This window comes from Pseudoalteromonas tetraodonis (assembly GCF_002310835.1).
Taxonomy (GTDB): Bacteria; Pseudomonadota; Gammaproteobacteria; order Enterobacterales; family Alteromonadaceae; genus Pseudoalteromonas; species Pseudoalteromonas tetraodonis.
This window is the reverse complement of record NZ_CP011041.1, coordinates 2,552,308-2,573,895: the sequence shown is the minus strand read 5'-3', so window position 1 is coordinate 2,573,895 and position 21,588 is coordinate 2,552,308. Positions and strand designations below refer to the sequence as shown.

At 39.7% G+C, this 21,588-nt stretch carries 21 protein-coding genes; 10 read left to right on the top strand and 11 right to left on the bottom strand.

Features of this window, described 5'->3' with window-relative positions; translation table 11 throughout:
• The first annotated feature begins 65 nt into the window (after positions 1 to 65).
• Both PTET_RS12060 and PTET_RS12055 read left to right on the top strand, forming a co-directional pair.
• Positions 66 to 716 carry a response regulator transcription factor gene (locus PTET_RS12060; RefSeq protein WP_013465659.1) on the top strand — a complete coding sequence of 217 codons (651 nt, stop codon included), beginning with the start codon at positions 66 to 68 and terminating at the stop codon, positions 714 to 716.
• Between the two features lie 154 nt (positions 717 to 870).
• The gene (locus PTET_RS12055; RefSeq protein ID WP_028833942.1) at positions 871 to 2,478 is read left to right on the top strand and encodes an AbgT family transporter; all 1,608 of its coding nucleotides are present in this window, start codon (positions 871 to 873) and stop codon (positions 2,476 to 2,478) included.
• Between the two features lie 73 nt (positions 2,479 to 2,551).
• Here PTET_RS12055 and purU read toward each other — a convergent pair whose 3' ends face one another.
• Positions 2,552 to 3,382, bottom strand: a complete 831-nt coding sequence (purU, locus tag PTET_RS12050) for a formyltetrahydrofolate deformylase (RefSeq protein WP_013465657.1) — start codon at positions 3,380 to 3,382, stop codon at positions 2,552 to 2,554.
• Between the two features lie 401 nt (positions 3,383 to 3,783).
• Here purU and PTET_RS12045 point away from each other — a divergent pair, with 401 nt between their 5' ends.
• Entirely contained in the window at positions 3,784 to 5,451 is a 1,668-nt protein-coding gene (locus PTET_RS12045; protein ID WP_090495329.1) for a methyl-accepting chemotaxis protein, read from the top strand.
• A gap of 300 nt (positions 5,452 to 5,751) precedes the next feature.
• Positions 5,752 to 7,104, top strand: coding sequence for a magnesium transporter (locus PTET_RS12040; RefSeq protein ID WP_016899669.1), 1,353 nt, complete (start codon positions 5,752 to 5,754; stop codon positions 7,102 to 7,104).
• A gap of 90 nt (positions 7,105 to 7,194) precedes the next feature.
• Here PTET_RS12040 and PTET_RS12035 read toward each other — a convergent pair whose 3' ends face one another.
• From PTET_RS12035 to PTET_RS12005, 7 genes are all read right to left on the bottom strand, one after another.
• Positions 7,195 to 8,190, bottom strand: coding sequence for a sensor domain-containing diguanylate cyclase (locus tag PTET_RS12035; RefSeq protein WP_096038683.1), 996 nt, complete (start codon positions 8,188 to 8,190; stop codon positions 7,195 to 7,197).
• A 181-nt stretch (positions 8,191 to 8,371) separates the two neighbouring features.
• A complete protein-coding gene (locus PTET_RS12030) occupies positions 8,372 to 8,749 on the bottom strand; it encodes a DP-EP family protein (RefSeq protein ID WP_016899671.1) in 378 nt (125 codons plus the stop codon).
• Between the two features lie 23 nt (positions 8,750 to 8,772).
• The gene (locus tag PTET_RS12025) at positions 8,773 to 12,027 is read right to left on the bottom strand and encodes an nSTAND1 domain-containing NTPase (RefSeq protein WP_096038682.1); all 3,255 of its coding nucleotides are present in this window, start codon (positions 12,025 to 12,027) and stop codon (positions 8,773 to 8,775) included.
• A 76-nt stretch (positions 12,028 to 12,103) separates the two neighbouring features.
• Positions 12,104 to 12,937, bottom strand: a complete 834-nt coding sequence (locus PTET_RS12020) for a mechanosensitive ion channel family protein (RefSeq protein WP_096038681.1) — start codon at positions 12,935 to 12,937, stop codon at positions 12,104 to 12,106.
• 37 nt (positions 12,938 to 12,974) lie between these two features.
• Entirely contained in the window at positions 12,975 to 13,706 is a 732-nt protein-coding gene (locus tag PTET_RS12015; protein ID WP_090495323.1) for an LrgB family protein, read from the bottom strand.
• Positions 13,699 to 14,052, bottom strand: coding sequence for a CidA/LrgA family protein (locus PTET_RS12010; protein ID WP_013465649.1), 354 nt, complete (start codon positions 14,050 to 14,052; stop codon positions 13,699 to 13,701). The genes PTET_RS12015 and PTET_RS12010 overlap by 8 nt, the downstream gene beginning before the upstream one ends.
• An 83-nt stretch (positions 14,053 to 14,135) precedes the next feature.
• On the bottom strand, positions 14,136 to 14,927 hold the full coding sequence (locus PTET_RS12005) for a crotonase/enoyl-CoA hydratase family protein (protein ID WP_028833950.1): 792 nt from the start codon (positions 14,925 to 14,927) through the stop codon (positions 14,136 to 14,138).
• A 290-nt stretch (positions 14,928 to 15,217) separates the two neighbouring features.
• On the opposite strand from PTET_RS12005, the gene PTET_RS12000 reads away from it, so the two are divergent.
• Genes PTET_RS12000 through PTET_RS11990 form a run of 3 tightly spaced genes read left to right on the top strand, consistent with a single transcriptional unit; the run spans position 15,218 to position 16,910 of the window.
• Positions 15,218 to 15,538, top strand: a complete 321-nt coding sequence (locus PTET_RS12000; RefSeq protein ID WP_013465646.1) for an HI1450 family dsDNA-mimic protein — start codon at positions 15,218 to 15,220, stop codon at positions 15,536 to 15,538.
• A 46-nt stretch (positions 15,539 to 15,584) separates the two neighbouring features.
• Positions 15,585 to 16,397, top strand: coding sequence for a DUF481 domain-containing protein (locus tag PTET_RS11995; protein WP_013465645.1), 813 nt, complete (start codon positions 15,585 to 15,587; stop codon positions 16,395 to 16,397).
• Positions 16,398 to 16,424: 27 nt separating this feature from the next.
• Entirely contained in the window at positions 16,425 to 16,910 is a 486-nt protein-coding gene (locus tag PTET_RS11990; protein ID WP_096038680.1) for a hypothetical protein, read from the top strand.
• A 41-nt stretch (positions 16,911 to 16,951) separates the two neighbouring features.
• Here PTET_RS11990 and PTET_RS11985 read toward each other — a convergent pair whose 3' ends face one another.
• Together PTET_RS11985 and ygfZ are read right to left on the bottom strand one after the other, a co-directional pair.
• Positions 16,952 to 17,437, bottom strand: coding sequence for an FKBP-type peptidyl-prolyl cis-trans isomerase (locus PTET_RS11985; RefSeq protein ID WP_013465643.1), 486 nt, complete (start codon positions 17,435 to 17,437; stop codon positions 16,952 to 16,954).
• A gap of 11 nt (positions 17,438 to 17,448) precedes the next feature.
• Positions 17,449 to 18,360 carry a CAF17-like 4Fe-4S cluster assembly/insertion protein YgfZ gene (gene ygfZ / locus PTET_RS11980; protein ID WP_016899678.1) on the bottom strand — a complete coding sequence of 304 codons (912 nt, stop codon included), beginning with the start codon at positions 18,358 to 18,360 and terminating at the stop codon, positions 17,449 to 17,451.
• A gap of 152 nt (positions 18,361 to 18,512) precedes the next feature.
• Here ygfZ and PTET_RS11975 point away from each other — a divergent pair, with 152 nt between their 5' ends.
• Positions 18,513 to 18,764 carry an FAD assembly factor SdhE gene (locus PTET_RS11975; protein ID WP_013465640.1) on the top strand — a complete coding sequence of 84 codons (252 nt, stop codon included), beginning with the start codon at positions 18,513 to 18,515 and terminating at the stop codon, positions 18,762 to 18,764.
• A gap of 55 nt (positions 18,765 to 18,819) precedes the next feature.
• A complete protein-coding gene (locus tag PTET_RS11970; protein WP_016899679.1) occupies positions 18,820 to 19,176 on the top strand; it encodes a hypothetical protein in 357 nt (118 codons plus the stop codon).
• Here the strand turns inward: PTET_RS11970 and nadB are convergent.
• A complete protein-coding gene (nadB, locus tag PTET_RS11965) occupies positions 19,151 to 20,761 on the bottom strand; it encodes an L-aspartate oxidase (RefSeq protein WP_033102801.1) in 1,611 nt (536 codons plus the stop codon). The two genes, PTET_RS11970 and nadB, sit on opposite strands and share 26 nt — an antisense overlap.
• Positions 20,762 to 21,006: 245 nt before the next feature.
• Between nadB and rpoE the strand changes: the two genes are divergently transcribed.
• A complete protein-coding gene (rpoE, locus tag PTET_RS11960) occupies positions 21,007 to 21,588 on the top strand; it encodes an RNA polymerase sigma factor RpoE (protein ID WP_010387792.1) in 582 nt (193 codons plus the stop codon).

Here is a 21,588-nt window from a genome sequence, read left to right as displayed (position 1 = left end):
TGATTCTAAACGTAGTATATCGGCTGTTGTCTATCGGATAGCAGCCGAATTTTTGGGAGTGAACAATGAGTCAGTTTTTAATAGCGGACGATCATCCGTTATTTCGCGAAGCATTAAAGGGCGCTTTGAGCGCAAAATTTGCAGGTTTAGAGGTTTTTGAATCGGCCGATTTTGATAGCACATTGAAAGTGTTAAGCGAACAAGAAGATCTTGATATATTACTACTAGATTTACACATGCCAGGTAACGGTGACTTATACGGATTAATCCGTATTCGTGAAGATTATCCGAGCTTACCGATTGCGGTGGTTTCGGGTAGTGAAGATGTAAATATTGTTTCTAAGGTAATGGGTTATGGCGCTATGGGGTTTATTCCCAAATCATCTTCATCGGATGATATTGCTAATGCAATAAACCAAATACTTGAAGGCGACACTTGGCTGCCAACTGAACTAAAAAGTAAGGTAGCTGAAATAGAAGGCGAAGATAGGGAAATTGCCGCACAAGTTGCATCACTTACTCCGCAGCAATACCGTGTATTGCAATATTTGCACGAAGGCCTACTGAATAAACAAATAGCTTACGAACTGCATATTTCAGAAGCCACCGTCAAAGCACACATAACTGCCATATTTAGAAAACTCGGTGTTTATAACCGAACTCAAGCTGTTTTAATTGCCGCAAAATTACAACTAGAACCCATAGAGCAAGTTTAAACAGGTTAAATTAGAGGCGAGAGCCTCTTTTTTGCAACTCAAGCACGCGAAACCATTCAGTTACTATGACATAACAAGTCATTCATCTTTATTACATGACCTGCTGGGTAAATAATGCTAGGTTACGGGCATTTTGTAATTAAGAGAGCATGGTATGTCAGACTCAATAGACTCACCAAACACATCCCAAGATGAAAATCAGGTCGCAAAGAACGGCTGGTTTAATCGATTTTTAGCCACTGTAGAATTTTTAGGGAACATGCTTCCCCACCCAATTACGTTATTTGCATTGTTTTGTATTGCCATTATTTTATTTAGTGGTGTTGCCGATTGGTTTGGACTCAGTGCTATCGATCCACGGCCTGAGGGCTCTGCTGGGCGCGATCCAGATGGTGTTATTGAAGTAGTAAGCTTACTCAGTGCAGAAGGCTTACAACGTATTGTAACTGGGCTGGTGACTAACTTTACTAGCTTTGCGCCATTAGGGACGGTATTAGTTGCGCTATTAGGTGTGAGTGTAGCAGAGCATTCAGGGCTATTGTCTGCCGCTATGCGTGGCATGGTAATGGGGGCATCAAAACGCTTAGTGACCTTTATGGTGGTGTTTGCCGCTATATTATCCAATACAGCTTCTGAGCTTGGCTATGTGGTATTGATTCCGCTAGCGGCAATGATATTTCATAGCTTAGGTCGTCATCCGCTTGCCGGTCTTGCTGCGGCATTTGCTGGGGTATCTGGTGGTTACAGTGCTAATTTATTATTGGGTACTATTGATCCGTTACTAGCCGGTATTACCACGCCAGCTGCACAAATGATTGACCCAACTTACCAAGTAGGCGCAGAAGCAAACTGGTATTTCATGATGATATCGGTATTTTTAATTGCCATATTAGGCACGCTAGTTACTGAGAAAATTGTAGAGCCGCGATTAGGCAAATATAACCCAGACGAAGCCAGTGAAGATTTAGCTCAAAACAACATTGCCGGTTTAACTGATAAAGAAAAGTCGGGCTTAAAATGGGCTGGATTCTCATTACTTGTTGTTTCATTACTACTCGCGTGGACGGTTGTACCCGCAGACGGTATTTTACGTAACCCAGAAACAGGCCTAGTTGCTCACTCGCCGTTTTTAAAAGGGATTGTGGTTTTTATTTTTGTCACCTTTGGTATTCCAGGTTTTGTGTATGGCCGCGTTGTTGGCACCATGAAAAATGATAAAGACGTGATTAACGCCATGAGCAAAAGTATGAGCTCTATGGGAATGTACATTGTATTAGTATTTTTTGCTGCGCAGTTTGTGGCATTTTTTAAGTGGACTAACTTAGGTACTATTTTAGCCATTAATGGCGCTGCATTATTACAGGCACTTAGCCTAACGGGGCCGGAAGTATTTGTGTTGTTTATTTTAATGTGTGCTTTAGTGAACTTAACGCTAGGCTCATCGTCAGCGCAGTGGGCAGTAACAGCCCCTATTTTTGTTCCTATGCTGATGCTTATAGGTTATGCCCCCGAGACAATTCAAGCAGCTTATCGTATTGGTGATTCGGTAACTAACTTAATTACCCCGATGATGAGTTACTTTGGCTTGATCCTCGCGGTTGCCACTAAATACAAAAAAGACATGGGAATAGGTACTTTGGTAGCGACTATGTTGCCATATAGTATTATTTTCTTTGTTGGTTGGGTGGTGCTGTTTTACTTATGGGTATTTGTTTTAGGTATGCCAGTAGGCCCTGGGGCACCAACGTATTACACACCCTAACTAAGTAAGGTTTAATATTTACTTATAAAAAATGCCAGCTTATTAGCTGGCATTTTTATTTAAAAAGTAAAAATTATGAAAATACGACGGTTTTATTGCCATTAATAAATAGCTTATGTTCTGATGCTAGTTGCAATGCTTTACAAAACACTGTTTTTTCCACGTCTTTACCCATTTTAGCCATCATTTCAGCCGTATTAGCATGAGTTACACTCGATACGTCTTGTAAAATAATAGGGCCTTCATCTAGCTCATTATTTACAAAGTGAGCCGTGGCACCAATAATTTTTACACCGCGCTCAAACGCCTGATGATACGGTTTAGCACCAATAAAAGCCGGTAAAAATGAGTGATGAATATTGATGATTTTACCCTCAAATCGACCAACAAACTCAGGGCTTAAAATACGCATGTATTTAGCTAACCCAATAATGTCAGGGTTATAGCTGGCAATTAAGTCACCGACTTTTTCGTCGTGCTCACTGCGCGTAAGTCCTTCATGAGAAACCACATGAAAAGGAATATCAAATCCCTTAACCAAAGGCTCTAATGTAGGATAATTGGCAATCACGGCAAGTATCTCTATGTTTAGGGTTTGTTCAAATTGCTTTAACAACATGCCGCCTAAACAGTGGGCTTCTTTTGTGGCTAATAAAACAACTTTGGTTTTTTCTTCACCGTGTAGCGCCACTTTTGCACCTGCGGGTAATACTTCACGTAGCTGTGCTAAAAACTCAGTGTGGGGTTCGCCAGTGAGTTCAGTGCGCATAAAAAAGCGCTGTGCATCTTTATCTACAAACTCGTTATTACGAATAATGTTTAAGTTATGTCGGTGACACAGTCCGGTAATTTTGGCGATTAAGCCAATATCATCGGCGCATTGGGTGGTTAGTATGTAACTCATTTTCCTCATTCTTACCCAGTAGTTAGTTGCTTCATTATTTGCGTTTTAACTCAGAAAGCAAGACCTTTGTGTGATGCCCAATATTTAATTTCATTAAAGCTAAAATAGCGTTAGTCAGGTTAATTTAGCTTTAAGGAAGTTTAACAAGCTGTGTACTGGCTATGTGAAAGGCTAAATTGGTTTTGGTTCTTTATTATTGCTTATATACTATCGTCTAGTTATAAAGTGTTTTTTAGTGTGTTTTACTATTGCAAGAGTGTATTAAATTGCTAAACGATCTCGTTTGTGCTTAATTTGTATACAGGTATGCGTTGTATAGTAATGCAAACAATGAAATTTTTTAGCTAACGGGCTACAAAATAAAAAGAGCTTGATGGCTTGTAATGTTAATTGGAGAAATAATGGGTAATTTAAGCTTAAAAAACAAATTGCTACTGTTGGCTGTTTTACCATTAATTGTATTGCTAATCAGTTTTATGGCGGGCTCATATTATTTAGAGAAGCAAAATCAGCAGCAATACTTTAATGAATTCAAAACCAAACTAATAGCAGATAAACAAACGCTGCTAAAAACAGAAATTGAAATTGGTTCTCAAATAGTGCAATACCAATTAGCACAAGGTAATGAACAAGACGCAAAAAATGCGTTAAGAGATTTAAAATTTAGCGAAGATGGCTATTATTTTATTTACGATACCGATGGCGTGAGTGTTTTTCATGCATTGTTAGGCGATGCAATTGAAGGGCAAAATAAAATAGGCATGACCGACCCAAACGGTAAAAAAATAGTGGTTGGCTTACTAGAGCAAGCTCGTAAAGGGGGGGGGTCTTTTACCTATCACTTTCAAAAACCCAACACGACGGGTTTGATTGAAAAAATAGGGTATGCAGCCATGATCCCAGGTACTAACTGGATGATTGGTACGGGTACTTATATGGATGACATTGAGGCTGAACTAGTTAAATACCAAGCAACCATGGCTGAGCATTTAACTGAAAAAATGACCACCTTATTTTTAATATCACTTCTGCTACTTGGTTTAGCAGCAGTGGGTGCTTTATATGCAGCGAGTAATATGGTTAAACCAATACATCGAATGGTACAAAGTTTAGATGACATAGCAAAAGGTGAAGGTGATTTAACCAGAAGATTAGTGATTGACACCCATGATGAAATTGGTCAATTGGGTGAATCGTTTAATCTGTTTGTTAGTAAGCTGCATAGTATTATTTCCGGTGTGGTCGATGTGACGAGCGATGTTAAAACGGCCTCATCAGATATCAATACGCAAACCTTATTAATTGAAGATAAATTATTAAAACATAATCATGAAACTGAATTAGTAGTCACCGCTATTACTGAAATGTCAGCAACCTCGCATGAAGTTGCACAAAATACCACACAAGTTGCGGTATCAACGCAGGCAGCAACAAAAGAAGTGGCCAATGCGCAAGATTGTGTGGATGTTTCACTCAGTGAAGTTTCAAATTTAATGGGTGAAATTAACCAAGCCGCTGAGCAAGTAAACTCGTTAAGTGAACAGTCTAAAAAGATTAATAGCGTGTTGAGTGTCATTGGGGGTATTGCTGAGCAAACGAACTTATTGGCATTAAACGCCGCTATTGAGGCTGCACGAGCGGGTGAGCAAGGTCGTGGTTTTGCCGTTGTAGCTGATGAAGTAAGAAGCTTAGCAAGCCGCACTCAAGATAGCACATTAGAAATTAATGAAATGCTTAGCGAATTACATAACTTAGTCACTGCGGCTGTAGGAGCCATGCAAGCGAGTCAACAAAGCTGTAACCGCTCTGTAGAGTCTTCACGCGCTATATCTGAAAGTCTAGGTGCGGTTACTACATCGGTAACAACAATTAACGATATGAGTACACAAATTGCCACCGCAGCTACTGAGCAAAGTAGCGTTACAGAAGAGATAAACCGTAACGTGTATGCAATTCAAGAAATTGTGAATGAATTAACGCAATCGAGTAAAACGACCTCTTCGGTAAGTCAGCACTTAGCGGGACGAGGTCAAAACTTAGGTGATTTAGTTGGTCAGTTTAAAATATAAATAACACTTAGCTATTAATTGCTTTTGGAAGCCGTGACTTATTTAGTTACGGCTTTTTTTTTGCTTTATTTTTAGCTAAAGCGCGATAGTTTATTGCCTGCTACAACCATAAATATTTAACAGCACAGCGATTTTTTAATATTTTTATTAGCGACTAATGTACACTATAAGGGTCTGTTGACCTTTTTGGATTGAAACGTGTTCAACCTCGAAAGATAAACAGACCCTAGCTAATCTCATTAATAAGTACTTACTTATTACAGTAAATTTATAGTGAAACGACTATTTTAGGGTTTTTAAATGATAGAGTATCCGGTTGATCAGTTACCACAACTCATAAACGACTTATTGCAGTGTGATACCACTGAGCGCAAAAATAAATTACTTATAGATGCTCAGCAAACTTTATCAACTGAGCACTTATCTTTATTGTTTGAGGCGATCCCTAAAGAGCAGCGTCTTGAAATTTGGCATTTATTAGATGAAGACACGCAGCACGAAATTTTTGTTAATTTAAGTGAAGATAGCTGTTTATGGTTACTACAAACACTAGACGACAGTGCCGGATTTAAATTATTAGACGAAGTAAATGTTGAAGAGCTACTTGAGTTAGAAGAAGTTATTCCACAACGTTTTATTGATTACGCTAAAAAACAACTCGATGAAGCACAAACTAAGCAATACGAACTGGCTCAGCAATATACACCAGAGCAATTAGGTCACTGGATTGGGTTTGATTTTTTAAAGGTGTCAGACAAACTCACTGCGGGTGGCGCTAAAAAGCTGCTACACAAAGGCTTACCGCAATACAGCGAAGTTATTTATTTGGTGAGCCGTAAAGGTAGCTTAATCGGTGAAGTTGCGGTTAATGATCTGATAAAAGCGCATGATAACGAGAGTTTAATGACGTTAGCTAATCATGATTTTACCTCATTGCACGCAGACCATGATTTATATGAAGCCGCTGAAGTGGTTATTCATAGCGAGAAAATGGCCATGCCCGTGGTTAATGCCGATAACAAATTAATAGGGCGTTTAACCATTGCATCAGCTTATGAATTACGTCAAGAAATAGCCGACGAAGCGGCAGCAAAGGCCGGTGGTTTACGAGAAGACGAAGACTTATTTGCCAGTGTTCGTAAAAGTGCTAAAAACCGTGGTATTTGGTTAGGTATAAACTTAGCAACAGCATTTTTAGCCTCGTGGTTTATCGGTTTGTTTGGCGCAACCATAGAGCAAGTGGTTGCACTTGCGGTATTAATGCCTGTAGTGGCGTCAATGGGCGGTATTGCCGGTAGCCAAACCTTAACGGTTATTGTACGAGGACTGGCTCTGGGTCAGGTTACTGACTCAAACCGAAACGCATTACTTAAAAAAGAGCTGCGAGTAGGGGCGGTAAATGGCTTGGTGTGGGCATTAGTGATTGGTTTGCTAACCTTTGTATGGTTTAACGATATTATGCTTAGTATAACTATTACCGTGGCAATATTACTTAACTTAGTGGCAGCATCGTTGGCGGGTGTAGTGATCCCGTCCATTTTAGATAAAATGAAAATTGACCCTGCGTTATCGGGTTCAGTGATTTTAACCACAGTCACTGATATTGTCGGCTTTGTGACCTTTTTAGGGTTAGGTAGTTTATTGTTACTTTAATTTAATTGGCCGTTATTTAACTAAACGCCACCTCCATGAAGTGGCGTTTAATATAGATATAGCGTCATTAAAAGGCCTTTAATTTAAACTTTAAACAATCGTACTTATTTTATTTCTACCTTCTGTTTTTGCTCGGTATAAAGCCGTGTCTGCGGCATATAACAGCGCCTCGTAGGTGCGGTACTGGTTATTATTTTCACTGGCAATTCCTTGGCTTACACTAACTTTAACCTCCGGTGGTAGGCCTATATCTGTAAATGTCATCGCATTAATTTGTTGTTGTACATGCTTGGCAACAATCGTTGCACTTTTTATATCGCAACGCGGTAAAATAATAGCAAACTCCTCACCGCCATATCTCGCAGCCAAACACTCTCTTGACGGAATACAATGCAAAAGCATTTTTGCAATTTTTTGTAAGCATTTATCACCTTTAATATGCCCATAGGTGTCGTTGAATTTTTTAAAGTGGTCAACATCAATCAATATGCTGGTTAGAGGTTGTTGGCTTTGAATACTTTCTTGCCAGTATTTTTTTAGTGACTCATCTAAAGCTAAACGATTAGCGAGCCCAGTTAAGTGATCGGTTGAGGCCTGTATTTTTAAACGGTTATACATGGCTTTATGCGTACTAAGATCATGAAGTATGCAAACGTATAATTTTTGCGCCGATGCAATACTTTTTGGCATGCTTGATATTGATAAGTCTGCTTCAATAACATCACCATTCGCTTTATTTATTTTTATTTCATTTGGGCCAAAGCTAAGGGTAGTATCTTTAATGTCTACCCAATTTAATAAGGTCTGTTTATATTTATCAAGGTCTGCACCGTGTAAAAACGACAGTAAATTTTCGCCTATTAGAGATTGCTGAGAGTAACCTAATAGCTGTGCTGCTTTTGGGTTTGCAAACTCAAAACCACCGTGCTCATTAAGTACAAAAATGCCTTCGGCGGTGCCGTTAAATAATTCAATTAAAGCGCCAAATTGGGTATGAGAAAAAGGACTCGATAAAGCGCAATCGAAGGGGAGTGCTTTATCGTTTTTAACCGCTGGAGTCTCTTTTTTATTAATTTGTTTAGACACGTTTTAGCCTTAGCATGATACAGACGTTTTTGATGTCTACAAATTTACATAAAAAAGTGCAATTAAACCTTTCGGTAATCTTCTGCTTTTAAGTTTTTGATTAATAGTATTTTTTATTATGCACAGGCGTTAAAGGCCTGTGCAATTTGGAAAACAAAAATTAAATATTAAGCGTTGTTGATTAATTTTTGTCTTTATTTTCAATTTGTGGGTCGGCGCTTTCATAGGCTTTACCATTGCACTCAACATTAAATATTAAACACACAGTGCCATTATTTTCATCTGTGTCTGTGATGGTGATTGATTGGCCATCATCATTGATTTCTGATTTAAAATCACCAGCACAGTCGCCTTCTTTATCAGTGATAGTGGCTCCGGTGAATAAAAAACCTTTAGCAAGTGTTGCTTCATTTAAGCTATAAATACCTGCGGTTTCAGTTCTAACAACGCCACCGCCAGAGACTTCTTTGTTATCTTTAAAGTATGTAAAATTGGCGTTGTCGTTACTGTCTAATTCAATATTTACAGTAAAGTTAATTTGTTCTTGAGAGCTATCCATATTATTTCCTTTTGTATTCGTGGTTATAGTTTAAAGTGAGTAATGCCTAATTTAACTAGACTTGCTTTTATTTTGGGGATTTCGTTTGCTCTATTTAAGCAGGTATATGCCTGTAACAGCGGGTGCGTTACGTGAACGCTTTGGTTTATTTTTACTGTTTCAGCAATGGCTTTAAGCGCATTTAAGCAAAATTGCTCTCGCTGTACGGTATTTTCAGCTAATTTAGCTTTAAGTAAATTTATATTCGTAAAGTCTACATTATCACCACTCTTTGCTTTATTAGCTATGTACTGTTGGTAGCTTGTATCATTTTCAAGGGCTGTTAAAAACTCATATGCTTTAAGTGGTGACTGTCTATCAATAAAGTACTGTATAAGGATCAATTGAGTATTAATTGCAAAGTTATTTTTAAAGTCCTGCACTTTCAAAAAGTTAATAATATCCTTAACTCGGTTATCAATGTTTTTATTAGGTGAAAGCATTAGCTGGTGGGCTAAAAAACGATAATAAGAATGTTGAATGTCTTTACTTTTTGGATCTTGCAATCGTGCGGTATTAACTGTTTTTGTGGCTTGCTGTGCTTTTTTGTAGGCTGGTTGTTTATTTGGCAGGTAGCTCAAAAGGTAGCTTTGTTGAATATAAGTATAAGCTAAACTGCTTGATAAACTGGCATCATCTGGATATTCAATTAATAAACTTTTTAACTCATTAGATGCATTTTCATACATGGTTAATGCGGCATTAAAGTTACCAAGCCTTTCTTCAGTTTTTGCAAGCCAACTAATGGTGTCTGCTTTATCGCGCAATAAATTTTTGTTATTGGGTTTAAGCTCAAGGGCTTCATTTTTAAGGGCGAGCGACTCTGTAAAGCGTTGTTTCGCGCCAGTGTAGTTAAATTGCTTTAAATACAAAGACCCCAATGAATTATGTGAATACGACAACTCCATAATGGAGTTAAAGTCATTGGGTGCTAATGAATACATTTTCTCGCTGTAGGCATGATATTTTTTAAATAATGGCTCAGTAGCAGCGTAATCACTTTTATCATAATGAAGCTGACCGAGCCAAAAGGCATTGGCACCGGCAAGGGTGAGTAGTTCTAAATTATTTGGTTGTATTTTTAAAAGTGCCTCAAGACGCGTGCGGGCGTTTTCAAAGGCGGTTTTAGCCTCATTGGTTTTACCGCGCGAATAGGCCACTTCGCCCATGGCCTCAAGAGTTTGTGCATATTGAAAGCGGTTGTTAAATTCGGCTTTTTGGTCGTTAAAACTAAAAAGAGAGCTGGGCTCTTCTGCTTGATTGGTAAAATACTCCAGCGCTTTATTACTAATGCCATCAAGTAAGTCCATACGCTTAACGCTGCGCAGCTTATCGGCAAAGTCACCGACCATAAAGCCAAGTAGGCTTTCGGCCTCTTGGCGCTTTTGCTGTGCAAGTTGCTGCGCTTGAAAACTAGTGAAACTCATGAATAGGGCAACACAGGTAAGTAAGCAAAGCAGTGCAATCGTGCCGCGTTTTATTATTGTTTTTGTTTTACTATTTTTGAGAGAGTTATTTATAAGGGCGCGTTCGTCATTGTCTAGTTTGAATATATTGTCGTTTAATAACGTGAGCGCTTCTTGCAATGGTTTACCCGGTGCTAATAGGTAAGCGCTACTTTTATGTTCATTAAGCCACTGTTGCGTGTGGTGGTGCAAACGGCTTTTAATAGCAAGGGCATCTTTATGATCGTTTATCCACTGTTTGGCACGTGGCCATTGGCGTAATAATGCCTCGTGGGCAAGGCTAAAGCAGGCTTCTTGGTTTTGTAAGTGCGATACAAATAAGCGACTGTCGACCATGGCTTGTACAAGCTCTTTTTGGCTGGTGTTGGTTAATGCTTGTAAGCGGGCCGCACGGCTAGTAATGGTTTTACCATCTGGGTTTAGCGTCACTAACTGCGATAATACGCTTTTTAGTTGCTGTTGTTGTTTTGCGCTCAGCCCAATAAAAACATCTTCTGCCTTTTTACCAATGGCGCCTTCAATACCGCCGAGTTTTTCATACACGCTGTGCAATAACTCATTATTTTCACTGCGCTGTAAATACAGCTCTTGCAGTGTGTATTGCAACATGGGCAGGGCATCAGGGTTGTTGGCGGTATCGGCACACAGTATTTCATCCAGCGGAGTTTTGGTTTGCGGGTCGTGTGAGAACGTTAAATTAGCGGTTAATGCCGGCAAGCGAATAATTTGTTGTAGTTCCTGGCGGTTGGGCGGGGTTAAATCATAATGGGCGCCATTCGCTTTTGCGGCCATAAGGCTGGGTTGCTCAACCACTAAAGGGTAAAAGTCGTTACGACACGCACTAAATACGATCACCGCTTTAGAGGTGGCTAAACGTTCAATAATCGATAAAAAATGACTTCGGGTGTTGGGACTAAATAGTGGCGATGAAAGCAGCACCTCTAAGCGGTCTATAAACAAAAAAAACTGCGGTGTGTTTAGTTTTGTATTTGCCTTACTGATTGCAGTTTGTAACGTGTTTATCACTTCGTCAATTGTGTGCTCTAATTGCTGCGCCAGTGTTTGCGAGCTTAATCCTTCAAATACGGGGTGTTGGTTTATATCCCAATCAAGCATGGCAGAGGCTAAATCTAAATACAGCCTAGTTTGATGCACATCTGCAAAGTCGAGCTGAGTGTATGAAACAACGCCAATACCATCATAACCACGCTCATCAAGTAGCTTTGGTAAAATACCCGCATTGACTAACGACGATTTACCCGTACCACTTGGGCCAAGTATTAAGCAAAAAGCACGACCACATTTCACTTGGTTTGATACGTTTTCGAGTAAGGTGGTGATGGCTTGGTTTCGACCAAAAAATAAATGGGTATCGGTTGGGTTATACGCGCTTAAACCTAAAAAAGGAGAACCGCCTTGCCACGTATTTATAGAGCTTGATGTATCTTCTGCAAATGGAAACTCAAGTTTTGCAATAATACGGTAGCCGCGTTTGCGAATGGTTTCTATGTATAGCGGGGAGCTTGCCTTATCACCCAGTGCTTTTCGCAGTTGTGTGATGGTTTTATGCAGTGGGTTATCGCCTACTTCAATGTTTTGCCAGCACTGATTGAGTAATTCGTCGCTGGTGACCATATCGCCTTTTTGTAAGCAAAGATATAATAATACATCCATTGCTTTAGGTTCTAATTGCGTTACTTTTTCAGCACATTGTATACAATTGCTGGCAGGTGTTACCTGCCAGTCGCCTAGATAAAAAGGTGATTGATGCATAAGGACTCGTTATTATTTTATTTGTAAGCACGCTTAATTAATTTAATATGATTTAAAATCATATTAAGGTTTTTATTTATTTTAGGTCGCTTTTATTAAGCGTAACAATGCGTTGTGGAAACGGAATTTCAATATTGGCATCGTTAATCGCTTTATACACATCGCCATTTATTGCGAGTTTAGTTTCAATAATTTTAGTGGTGGGCACCCAATAACGATAACTAATGGTGACGCCGCTATCAGCAAAACGTTCTATACCAATTTGTGCATTAGGGTGTTTAGCTACGAGTTCATGATTGACTAATACGTTTTCAATAAGGCTTATCGCAGTATCACTACAGGCACTGTAGGCTATGTCTATTTCACCTTTTACCAGTGAATAATTAAATGAGTTATGCAGAATTTCGCCAACAATATGTTTATTAGGAATGGTTATTTCTACTTTTTCTTCATTAATTAATATGGTGTGCCCCAGCTCAATTACTTTTACTTGGCCACTAACGCCTTTTACTTCTATGGTATCGCCAACCACAAATGGCCGCGTAGCAATAATAGCAAGCCCCGCGCCATAATTAGAAAGCATACCTTGTAACGCTAAGCCTGCGCCTAATGAGGCGGCACCTATTGCAGCTACAAATGGGGTCACACTAATGCCAATTTTACCAAGCGCAATAATGATCACCATAATGATCAGCAGTACTTTTACAACATTACTGACAAAATTAGTCAGGGTGATATCAATGTTATGGCGGGTCATTAAGTTTGCGACAACTTCGGCGAGCTTTTTAGCGACCCACAGGCCAACGAGTAGAATAAAAATAGCGCCCACTATTTGCATACTGTAGGTAACTAAATACTCGGTAAGTAGGGCGTAGTACTTTTCAAATTGCTGAATTTCGGAACTGATCATGCTGGGCTCTATTTTTAGCGATACTGTTATCTGCTTACTATAACAAAGTGTTAACTAAAATTGGATATAATAGTGGTACTATCACTGCGGTTAATAATGCACTGAGTGCCATAGCCACTGATGAAAATGCGCCTATTTTTGGGTGTTCGGCAATAGCTGCCGCCGTACCAATTGCATGGCACGCGGTACCGATTGCAATTCCTTGTGCCTCAAAGTTATAAATCTTAACTAATTTGAGTAACATAAAGCCAAACAAAGCCCCCAATAAACCAATAAAAATAACCATGGCAGCGGCAAGTGAGCTAATTCCTCCTAATGAGTCAGTAACCAGCAGTGTGATAGGGGTTGTTACACTAAGTGCCGCAACAGAGGCGCTCAATTGTGAGGGCACAGCAAATAAAATACTTAATACAAAAGCCACTAGTGTGGCGTTAACAATACCTATACTGCAAGTAGCGACAATTAATAGTAAGTTTTTACGTACGTGCATAAATTGCTGATAAAGCGGCAAGGCTAAAGCAACAATGGCCGGCTCTAATAGCCAACTTAGTAACTGACTATGTGAGGCAAATTGTGAATAGGGTAATTTAAGGTTGACTAACAGTAGGGCAATAATGCCAATGCTTAAAAAAACAGGGTTGGTTAATGACTTTAAAATAGTCTGATTTATTTTAAGATTAACCGCTCTTAGTGCAATAAAGAGAATAATAATAAATGGCACGGTTAACCACCATAGGCTGGGGGTTATGCTGGTGGTTAAGTTAGTCATTATTAGCTCTGCCTTTAAAATAGCCCACTAGGCTTGCCACTAAAATTAAACTACTGAGTGGGACTAATAAGATGACCGCAGTTAAGAAAGGCCAATGTGATTTAATTAGCCCTAAATGTTCTATAAAACCGACGCCTGCAGGAATAAAGAAAATAGGCATTACATTCAAAATAGGTGATGCGCAGGGAGCGAGTTGATGTTCTTTAACTATGCCCAATAACAGTAACGTTAGCAGCAAAACCATGGCGAGTAGAGGAGCAGGAAAACTTGCATCAAGAAGATGCATAATGAATTTGCTTGTTGCCAAGCACAATAAAATAATTGCGCTACTTAGTAGGTATTTCATTAATTTGGCTCACTAGAATAGAAGAGCCTAACTTTAACAAATAACGCTGTTTTATGCATTGTGCCTTAGTATTACCATCAATGTTACCAGCGCTTGGCGTTTGTAAACTCAATATCAGCTTTCCCTTTAGCTTTAGCAATGGCTTTTTTAGTATTAGGGTTGATCAGTAAGCGAATTTGGCTCCATGTTTCTTTAGCGAGTATTTTTCGAGCAGGGGCTTTATAGCTTTGTTGAGTTACACGCTTTATTGCAGCTAATGTGTCAGGTGAGCGCGCTAGCAGTGTATCAAGCATCTCTTTAGTTGCTTTATCTGTATCGTCGGTTGTTTTGGTTACTAAACCTAGTTCAAAAGCATGTTGTGCGTTTATTGGATTTGCGTGACTTGCTAACCAAAGCGCTTGGTCGCGTTTTACTAAGCCTGAAAGCATAACATTAGCGCCCATATCTGGGCATAACCCCCAGCGCGCTTCCATAATGGCGAGTTTGGCATCGTGGTGAACAATCCGGTAATCGGCACCCAGTGCTATTTGCAATCCACCCCCAAGGCAATTTCCGTTTATTTTTGCAATAACAGGCACACTCAATGATTGCCAACCAAGTACTACTTTTTGCGCTAAATTTTGATTACCAGGAAGCCATTTAAATAGGAGTTTTATAATATTTATTGGCGAGGCCATAACCGCGTTAATATCAAGCCCTGCACAAAAGTGTTCGCCTTCACCGGTTAATACAACCGCACGAATATTGGCATCTTTTTTAATATTTTTAATCACCTTGTTAAGCTCAATAAACATAGTAAAGCTTAAGGCATTTTGTTTTTCTACTCGATTTAATGTGACGGTGGCAATGCCCTGTTTTTTTTCTAGTTTTATCATCTCGCACTCCTCTGACCTGTTACTTGAGCTTATGTTTTTATTCGTGCTAAGTAAAGTGGATGAAGATGAATAAAAAACAAAGTGAATTTTTTAATGCAATTGCGGTCTGTTATCTTTCAAGGCAAACTTAATCTTGAAAGGCCAACAGACCCTAATGCTAACCAATCCATTAATATCTATAAGTATTAGGTAAAAGTAAAAAAGTCAGTATTTAACGTGTTTTTTTTATCAAAACACTAACAACTTTTGATATTATGGCGCCAACTTAAAAGCTCAGAGGTTAACCACTCATGTCAGGTCCACGTTTATTTACGGTAGAAGAAGCAACCCATCAAGCTTATGATATTTTTTTGGAGCTGGCTCCCAACAACCTGAGTGATAAAGATGTTGAAGAATTTAACCTGCATCGTGAAGAACTTGGCTTTATTGAAGAAGATGAGCCCGATGAACAGTGGCAAGATTTTGTTGCACTAGAAATAGAGCCTGAGCATTTTATTCAAGTATTAGTAGGCCTTGAGTTTGATAACGAAGACGTCTTATTTGCGAAAATTTTAATTAGCCGTGATAAAGACGCGCCTTTTTGCCATATTTTATGGAAAGAAAGTGAATAACTTTTTCGGCCCCTTTTCATTATTACCATTTGCAAGAGAATGTATTTTGCGAAAGTACGTTGTATTACTGCTTTTATTATTTAGCTCCTACAGCTGGGCAGTAGATCCCTTTGAAGATTTTCATCAATATGGGGAGCTCTCTGATGAAGAAATTCATGAGCTACACAAAGGCGAAGTACTTTATGGTGATACCGAGTTTGGTTTTATTTTAAGTAAAGGTAATACCAACTCAACCAGTTTTAAACTCAAAGGTAATCTTTACCAAGATTTTGAAAACTGGCGTAATCAATTCAAAATAGATTCCTTATACAAACGTGACGAAAATGAAGAAACGGGCCAGTCGGATGTTACGGCTAATCGCGTGTTTGTTTCTGCGCAGGGTAACTATAAAGTTGGTGTTAAAAATTCGTCTTTCTTTATTTATGGCGATTATGAAGAGGATGAATTTAGCGGTCTTGATTTTAAAAGTACGGTGGCAACCGGTTATGGTGCACGTATTTATCAAGGGGTTAAAAATAAAGTAGATATAGATATTGGCCCTGGTTTATATCGCTCCGTTGCTGATGATGAGTCAACAATAAGCGAAGACGATAAAGACAAAATGGGTTACTTGTTACGTATTGCCATGCAATGGGAGCGATTAGTATCTAAGCGCACCCGATTTAATCAAGACATTAGTATAGAGCAGTCTTTATCTGGGCTTAACTCACGGTTAAAGTCAGAAACCGCCTTAATTAGCCAAGTGGTTGGGGCTGTATCGCTCAAGTTTGCTTATATGTACCGTTATAACTCTAAGCCTGAAGAAGATAAGCTTAAATATGATTCAGAGCTCAGCGCAACGTTAGTATACAGTTTTTAATTTTTTAACTTTTTAATTGAGAGTGTTATGTATCAGCATAAGCAGTATGCGATATTTATATTTGTAGTATTGGCATGGATAGGTGGGTTTGTTGCACTTGCATGGAATTTAATGGGTGCCGATGTGCCGTTAATGGTATTTGCAGGTATTTTATTGCTGGTGGGTTTTTTATTTCATGGTTTAACCATTAAAGTTGATGAAGCCCATATTAGCTGGGCATTTGGTCCAGGCGTTGCGGGTCAAAAATTAGCACTAGAGGACATAGTTGACGTAAAAGCAGTACAAAACTCATACCGTCACGGTATTGGTATTCGCATTACGCATGATGGTTGGATTTATTCAGTATCAGGCTTTAGTGCCGTGCAATTAACGCTTAAAGATGGCAGCCAATACCGCTTAGGCACTAATGACCAAGCCGGATTAGTTGCTGCACTTGAAGATAAAATAACCCCTGGCGAAGCACCAGCAGCAGAGCCTCAAGTTAAATTACGTACGCATAATAATATGCTATAAAAAAAGCGCCTGAGGCGCTTTTTTTATTACTGGATTAGGGCTTAGTGGTCGTGACCACAACCGCCTTCACCATGTACATGGCCATGCTCAAGCTCTTCAGCCGTTGCATCGCGTACTTCTAAAATCTCTACATCAAAATTGAGCGTAATACCAGCGAGTGGGTTGTTACCATCAACAATCACTTCTTCGTCTTGAATATCGATGATCATGACTGACTGGTCGCCGTCATCGGTGGTTGCACGAAATTGCATGCCCACTTCAATGTCCATGCCTTCAAACATTGATTTTGGCACGGCTTGCATTAGGTGATCATGACGCTCACCGTAACCTTCTTCAGGTTCAACTTTTACACTTAGTGTATCGCCAGCTTGTTTGCCTTGCAGCGCGTTTTCAAGTCCTGAGATCAGGTAACCCGTACCAACGATAAAAATTAATGGCTCACCGCCAAATGAGTTATCAATGGTATTGCCGTCATTATCTAGTACAGAGTAATGCATTTTTACCACTTTATTTGCTGCAACGATCATAGTCATTCCTATTATTCATCTTCAAGAGAGTAAGGTAGAGGCAGAATGTTTAGCTCTACCGAAGGGGTATGTTTTGCACGAAGAACCTGAGCGGTGTCAGTATCGTTTGGCAACACAACTAAGCCAGTTAAAGTGTGTGTTTTTTCATTAAAGCTTTGCGCAATAAGTTTGCCCGCGCGGCGCCAGTTTTCACCTAACTGGGTTTCGATATCGGGTGCATCGAGCAATCCTTCACTTTGCCCTGTAACGATATACATGGCACGTTTATTTTTACCTAAGTATTTCATACGTGCGACGGTTTCTTGGCCGGTGTAGCAACCCTTTTTAAAACTGATGCCATTGATGGCTTGAAGGTTAACCATTTGCGGCACATACTCATCAATTGCATCAACGCTTAACTGAGGCTCACCAGCTAGCAGTGAGGCCTGTTGCCACATAGCGTCGTTGTCGAGGGTAGATACTTCATCAGGTAAGCAAAATTGGCTATCAACCATAAGTAAAACGCGGTTTGGCGCAAGTTTAAGGGCTTTGCCGTTAGCAAAGTCGCATGCTGTGGCATCGTCACTAAAGTGAATATCAAGTTGCGTAAGCAAATCAGTTAGGTCATCACCTAATAAACCAATTAATCGCTCTGGGGCTTTATTAATTTCAACTTTTGCAAATACAGCGTATTTTTTTAACTCAGCCAGTGAGCGTTCTACTTCAGCACTTGATCCGGTTAAATAATAGTTTTGCTGGTAAGAAAATAGCTTAAATACACCCCACAGCTTACCTTTTGCGCTACAGTGACCTGTCCACAAAAAGTTGTTGTTGTTGATTTTATTGAGATCTTGAGTGATTTGTCCGTGTAGGTAAGATAATTTATCTGTGCCTGAGAGGCTAATAACCTGATGTGATAAAGGACATGCATAAACCAGAGACATAAACACCTTCTTTGCAATAACAAATGAAACCACATAATAACGTAGTTAAAGCCGATGGTACAGCCACCAACAAGCGTTGTTTTTTTATAATTTAGTGCTGTTAAATTAACGTGCATTTGTTAAACTCGAATTAATTAAATATGAGGTTTAAAATGGTTGAAATACATAGTAAAGCACGTATCCGTTGGGCTTGCCGCCGTGGCATGTTAGAACTAGATGTTTTGTTTATGCCGTTTGTTGAAGAAGCTTATGATTCGTTAGATGCTAAACAGCAGGCGACTTTTCAGCGCTTATTAACACAAGAAGACCCAGATTTATTTGCTTGGTTTATGGGCCATGAAAAATGTAAAGACGTTGAGCTAAACAGTATGGTTGAGCTAATTTTAGACCGAGTTCGTGTATAGGTTTACCGTCACAAATAATCAGACAGACCACAAACAGATTGTGGTCTTTTTTTGTGTGCTAACTTTAATATTATGCTTATTTACCACTTCTATTTTGGCAACTCTTTTTTGCATTGCGCTTAATATCGTTGCTGGCATTATCGTTTGGCGAAAAATCGTGGCTGCTCAGCCAGAGCAGGGCGTTATATTATTAGAGCCAAATCAATTTCGTTTTGAGAATGAAAAGCTGCTAATTCAAGGGGTTATTGGTAAGCAAAGCCGATTACTTGGTCGCAGTGTGTGGTTGTATATTAATGGCTTTAGTGAAAACTATTGGCTGATTATCTCAGCCAATAGTGTTGATGAGCAAAGCTACACGCGTTTAAAACGGGCAACACTTGCGGCAATTAATTGCGCTTTGGAGTCAAAATAGTTGGCGTTGGATTTTCGTTTTGCTCTGGGTAGTCAATGGTAAAGTGCAGTCCGCGACTTTCTTTACGTTCCATAGCACTTCTAATTATAAGCTCGGCTACTTGAACTAAGTTACGTAACTCAAGTAAGTTATTACTCACTCTAAAGTTCGCGTAGTAATCGTGGATTTCTTGCTGTAATAGTTCAACACGATGAAGCGCGCGTTCAAGTCGTTTGGTTGAGCGCACAATCCCAACATAATCCCACATAAATAATCGCAGCTCATGCCAGTTATGGGTGATCACGATTTCTTCATCTGAGTTAGATACGCGGCTTTCATCCCAACTAGGTAACTCAACCAGTGCAGGAGCGGTCTCTATTTTACTCAAAATGTCTTTTGCTGCTGCATGGGCAAATACAATGCACTCTAATAATGAGTTACTTGCCATACGGTTAGCACCGTGCAACCCAGTGTAAGCCACTTCACCCACAGCGTATAAATTAGCTAAGTCGGTTTTGCCATTAAAGTCGGTCATAACGCCGCCACAGGTATAATGCGCAGCAGGGACAACAGGAATTGCCTCCTTGGTGATATCAAGCCCTACGCTTAAACATTTGGCGTAAATCGTTGGGAAGTGTTCAATAATAAAATCTTTGTCTTTGTGGCTAATATCTAAATATAAGCAATTTGCACCAAGGCGCTTCATTTCAAAATCGATAGCGCGCGCGACTATGTCGCGCGGGGCGAGTTCTTCTCGCTCATCAAACTCTTTCATGAATCGCGTGCCATCAGGGCGTTTTAAATAGGCTCCCTCACCACGCATTGCTTCGGTAATTAAAAAGTTTTGCAACTCAGGGTGATAAAGACTGGTTGGATGAAATTGATTAAATTCCATATTAGCAACGCGACACCCTGCACGCCATGCCATGGCAATACCATCACCGCTAGAAACATCAGGGTTAGAGGTATAAAGGTATACTTTACTTGCGCCACCCGTTGCTAGGGCAACAAATTTTGCGCCAATTGTTTCTACTTTTTTGGCTTTTTTATTCCACACATACATGCCATGAACATGTGTGCCCGTTTTGCCAATACTTTTATCGGTAATTAAATCAATCGCGTTGTAATGCTCTAACAAGGTGATATTGCTGTGCGCTTGAACTTGGCTAATCAAGGTTGTTTGCACAGCTTTGCCTGTGGCATCGGCTGCATGCAAAATGCGTCGGTGGCTATGCCCACCTTCACGAGTTAAATGAAAGCGCTCTTTACCTTTGCTATCAAACTCCATATCAAAAGGCACGCCTTGGTCAATCAGCCATTGCAGGCAGTCATGAGCATTGCTGGCAGTATAATGAACCGCCTCTCTGTCGCATAAACCGCCACCGGCGTCTAAGGTATCTTCAACGTGAGACTCTATACTGTCATTTTTTTTATCAAAAACAGCGGCAATTCCGCCTTGGGCATAAAGAGTAGAACCTTCGGTTAATTCACCTTTACTAATTACGGTAACGTTACAGTAATTAGCCAAAGATAAAGCAAGTGATAAGCCTGCTGCGCCGCTACCAATAATAGCGACATCGGTAATGTGATGTTTATTTTGGTTCATCTGTGAGGTACTTTGCGGTTACAATGCTCAGATAGAGCAATATTTATTTTTAATACTTATAGTTGTACCATATTTGTTGAACTACTACTAAGTGGTTTTAGCGTATAAATACGTAATTTTTTAGCTATTTTATAAAAAAACAATATGAAGCAGAACTTTTTATTCATCTAAGGGTCAGAGTAGGTGTGAACAATGGCGACACTATGAATAATAAGCAAGAATCAATCAGAGGAGTACCGGCTCGAATGAGCGAGCAGGAATTAGATTTAGCGTTAGTGAAAAGGGTTCAGCAGGGAGATAAAAACGCCTTTAACCTATTAGTTAAGAAGTATCAGAACAAGATTGCCGGTTTGATCTCACGTTATGTATCAAATCAGGGTGACATTGCTGATGTAGCACAAGAGGCGTTTATTAAAGCGTATCGTGCCCTTCCTAATTTTCGTGGTGACAGTGCTTTTTATACTTGGCTTTACCGTATCGCCGTTAATTGTGCTAAAAATTACTTAGTGGCTCAAGGGCGTAAACCGCCAGCAAATGATATAGATGCTGACGATGCCGAGTTTTATGAGGGTGCTGATTCAATGCGTTCAAACGCATCACCTGAAAATTTACTATTAAGCGAAGAAGTACGCGCTGTTATTTTTAATACGATTGATAGTTTGCCTGAAGATCTTAAAACCGCGATTACCCTTAGAGAAATTGAGGGGATGAGCTATGAAGAAATAGCCGTGGTGATGGATTGCCCAGTCGGGACGGTGCGTTCGCGTATTTTTCGTGCCCGTGAAGCAATTGATAACAAATTAAACCCATTAATAGGCGAGTCTTAG

Coding starts and splice junctions, on each gene's coding strand:
- PTET_RS12060 (WP_013465659.1), top strand. CDS start 66: ATGAGTCAGTTTTTAATAGCGGACGATCATCCGTTATTTCGCGAAGCA.
- PTET_RS12055 (WP_028833942.1), top strand. CDS start 871: ATGTCAGACTCAATAGACTCACCAAACACATCCCAAGATGAAAATCAG.
- purU (WP_013465657.1), bottom strand. CDS start 3,382: ATGAGTTACATACTAACCACCCAATGCGCCGATGATATTGGCTTAATC.
- PTET_RS12045 (WP_090495329.1), top strand. CDS start 3,784: ATGGGTAATTTAAGCTTAAAAAACAAATTGCTACTGTTGGCTGTTTTA.
- PTET_RS12040 (WP_016899669.1), top strand. CDS start 5,752: ATGATAGAGTATCCGGTTGATCAGTTACCACAACTCATAAACGACTTA.
- PTET_RS12030 (WP_016899671.1), bottom strand. CDS start 8,749: ATGGATAGCTCTCAAGAACAAATTAACTTTACTGTAAATATTGAATTA.
- PTET_RS12025 (WP_096038682.1), bottom strand. CDS start 12,027: ATGCATCAATCACCTTTTTATCTAGGCGACTGGCAGGTAACACCTGCC.
- PTET_RS12020 (WP_096038681.1), bottom strand. CDS start 12,937: ATGATCAGTTCCGAAATTCAGCAATTTGAAAAGTACTACGCCCTACTT.
- PTET_RS12015 (WP_090495323.1), bottom strand. CDS start 13,706: ATGACTAACTTAACCACCAGCATAACCCCCAGCCTATGGTGGTTAACC.
- PTET_RS12010 (WP_013465649.1), bottom strand. CDS start 14,052: ATGAAATACCTACTAAGTAGCGCAATTATTTTATTGTGCTTGGCAACA.
- PTET_RS12005 (WP_028833950.1), bottom strand. CDS start 14,927: ATGATAAAACTAGAAAAAAAACAGGGCATTGCCACCGTCACATTAAAT.
- PTET_RS12000 (WP_013465646.1), top strand. CDS start 15,218: ATGTCAGGTCCACGTTTATTTACGGTAGAAGAAGCAACCCATCAAGCT.
- PTET_RS11990 (WP_096038680.1), top strand. CDS start 16,425: ATGTATCAGCATAAGCAGTATGCGATATTTATATTTGTAGTATTGGCA.
- PTET_RS11985 (WP_013465643.1), bottom strand. CDS start 17,437: ATGATCGTTGCAGCAAATAAAGTGGTAAAAATGCATTACTCTGTACTA.
- ygfZ (WP_016899678.1), bottom strand. CDS start 18,360: ATGTCTCTGGTTTATGCATGTCCTTTATCACATCAGGTTATTAGCCTC.
- PTET_RS11975 (WP_013465640.1), top strand. CDS start 18,513: ATGGTTGAAATACATAGTAAAGCACGTATCCGTTGGGCTTGCCGCCGT.
- nadB (WP_033102801.1), bottom strand. CDS start 20,761: ATGAACCAAAATAAACATCACATTACCGATGTCGCTATTATTGGTAGC.
- rpoE (WP_010387792.1), top strand. CDS start 21,007: ATGAGCGAGCAGGAATTAGATTTAGCGTTAGTGAAAAGGGTTCAGCAG.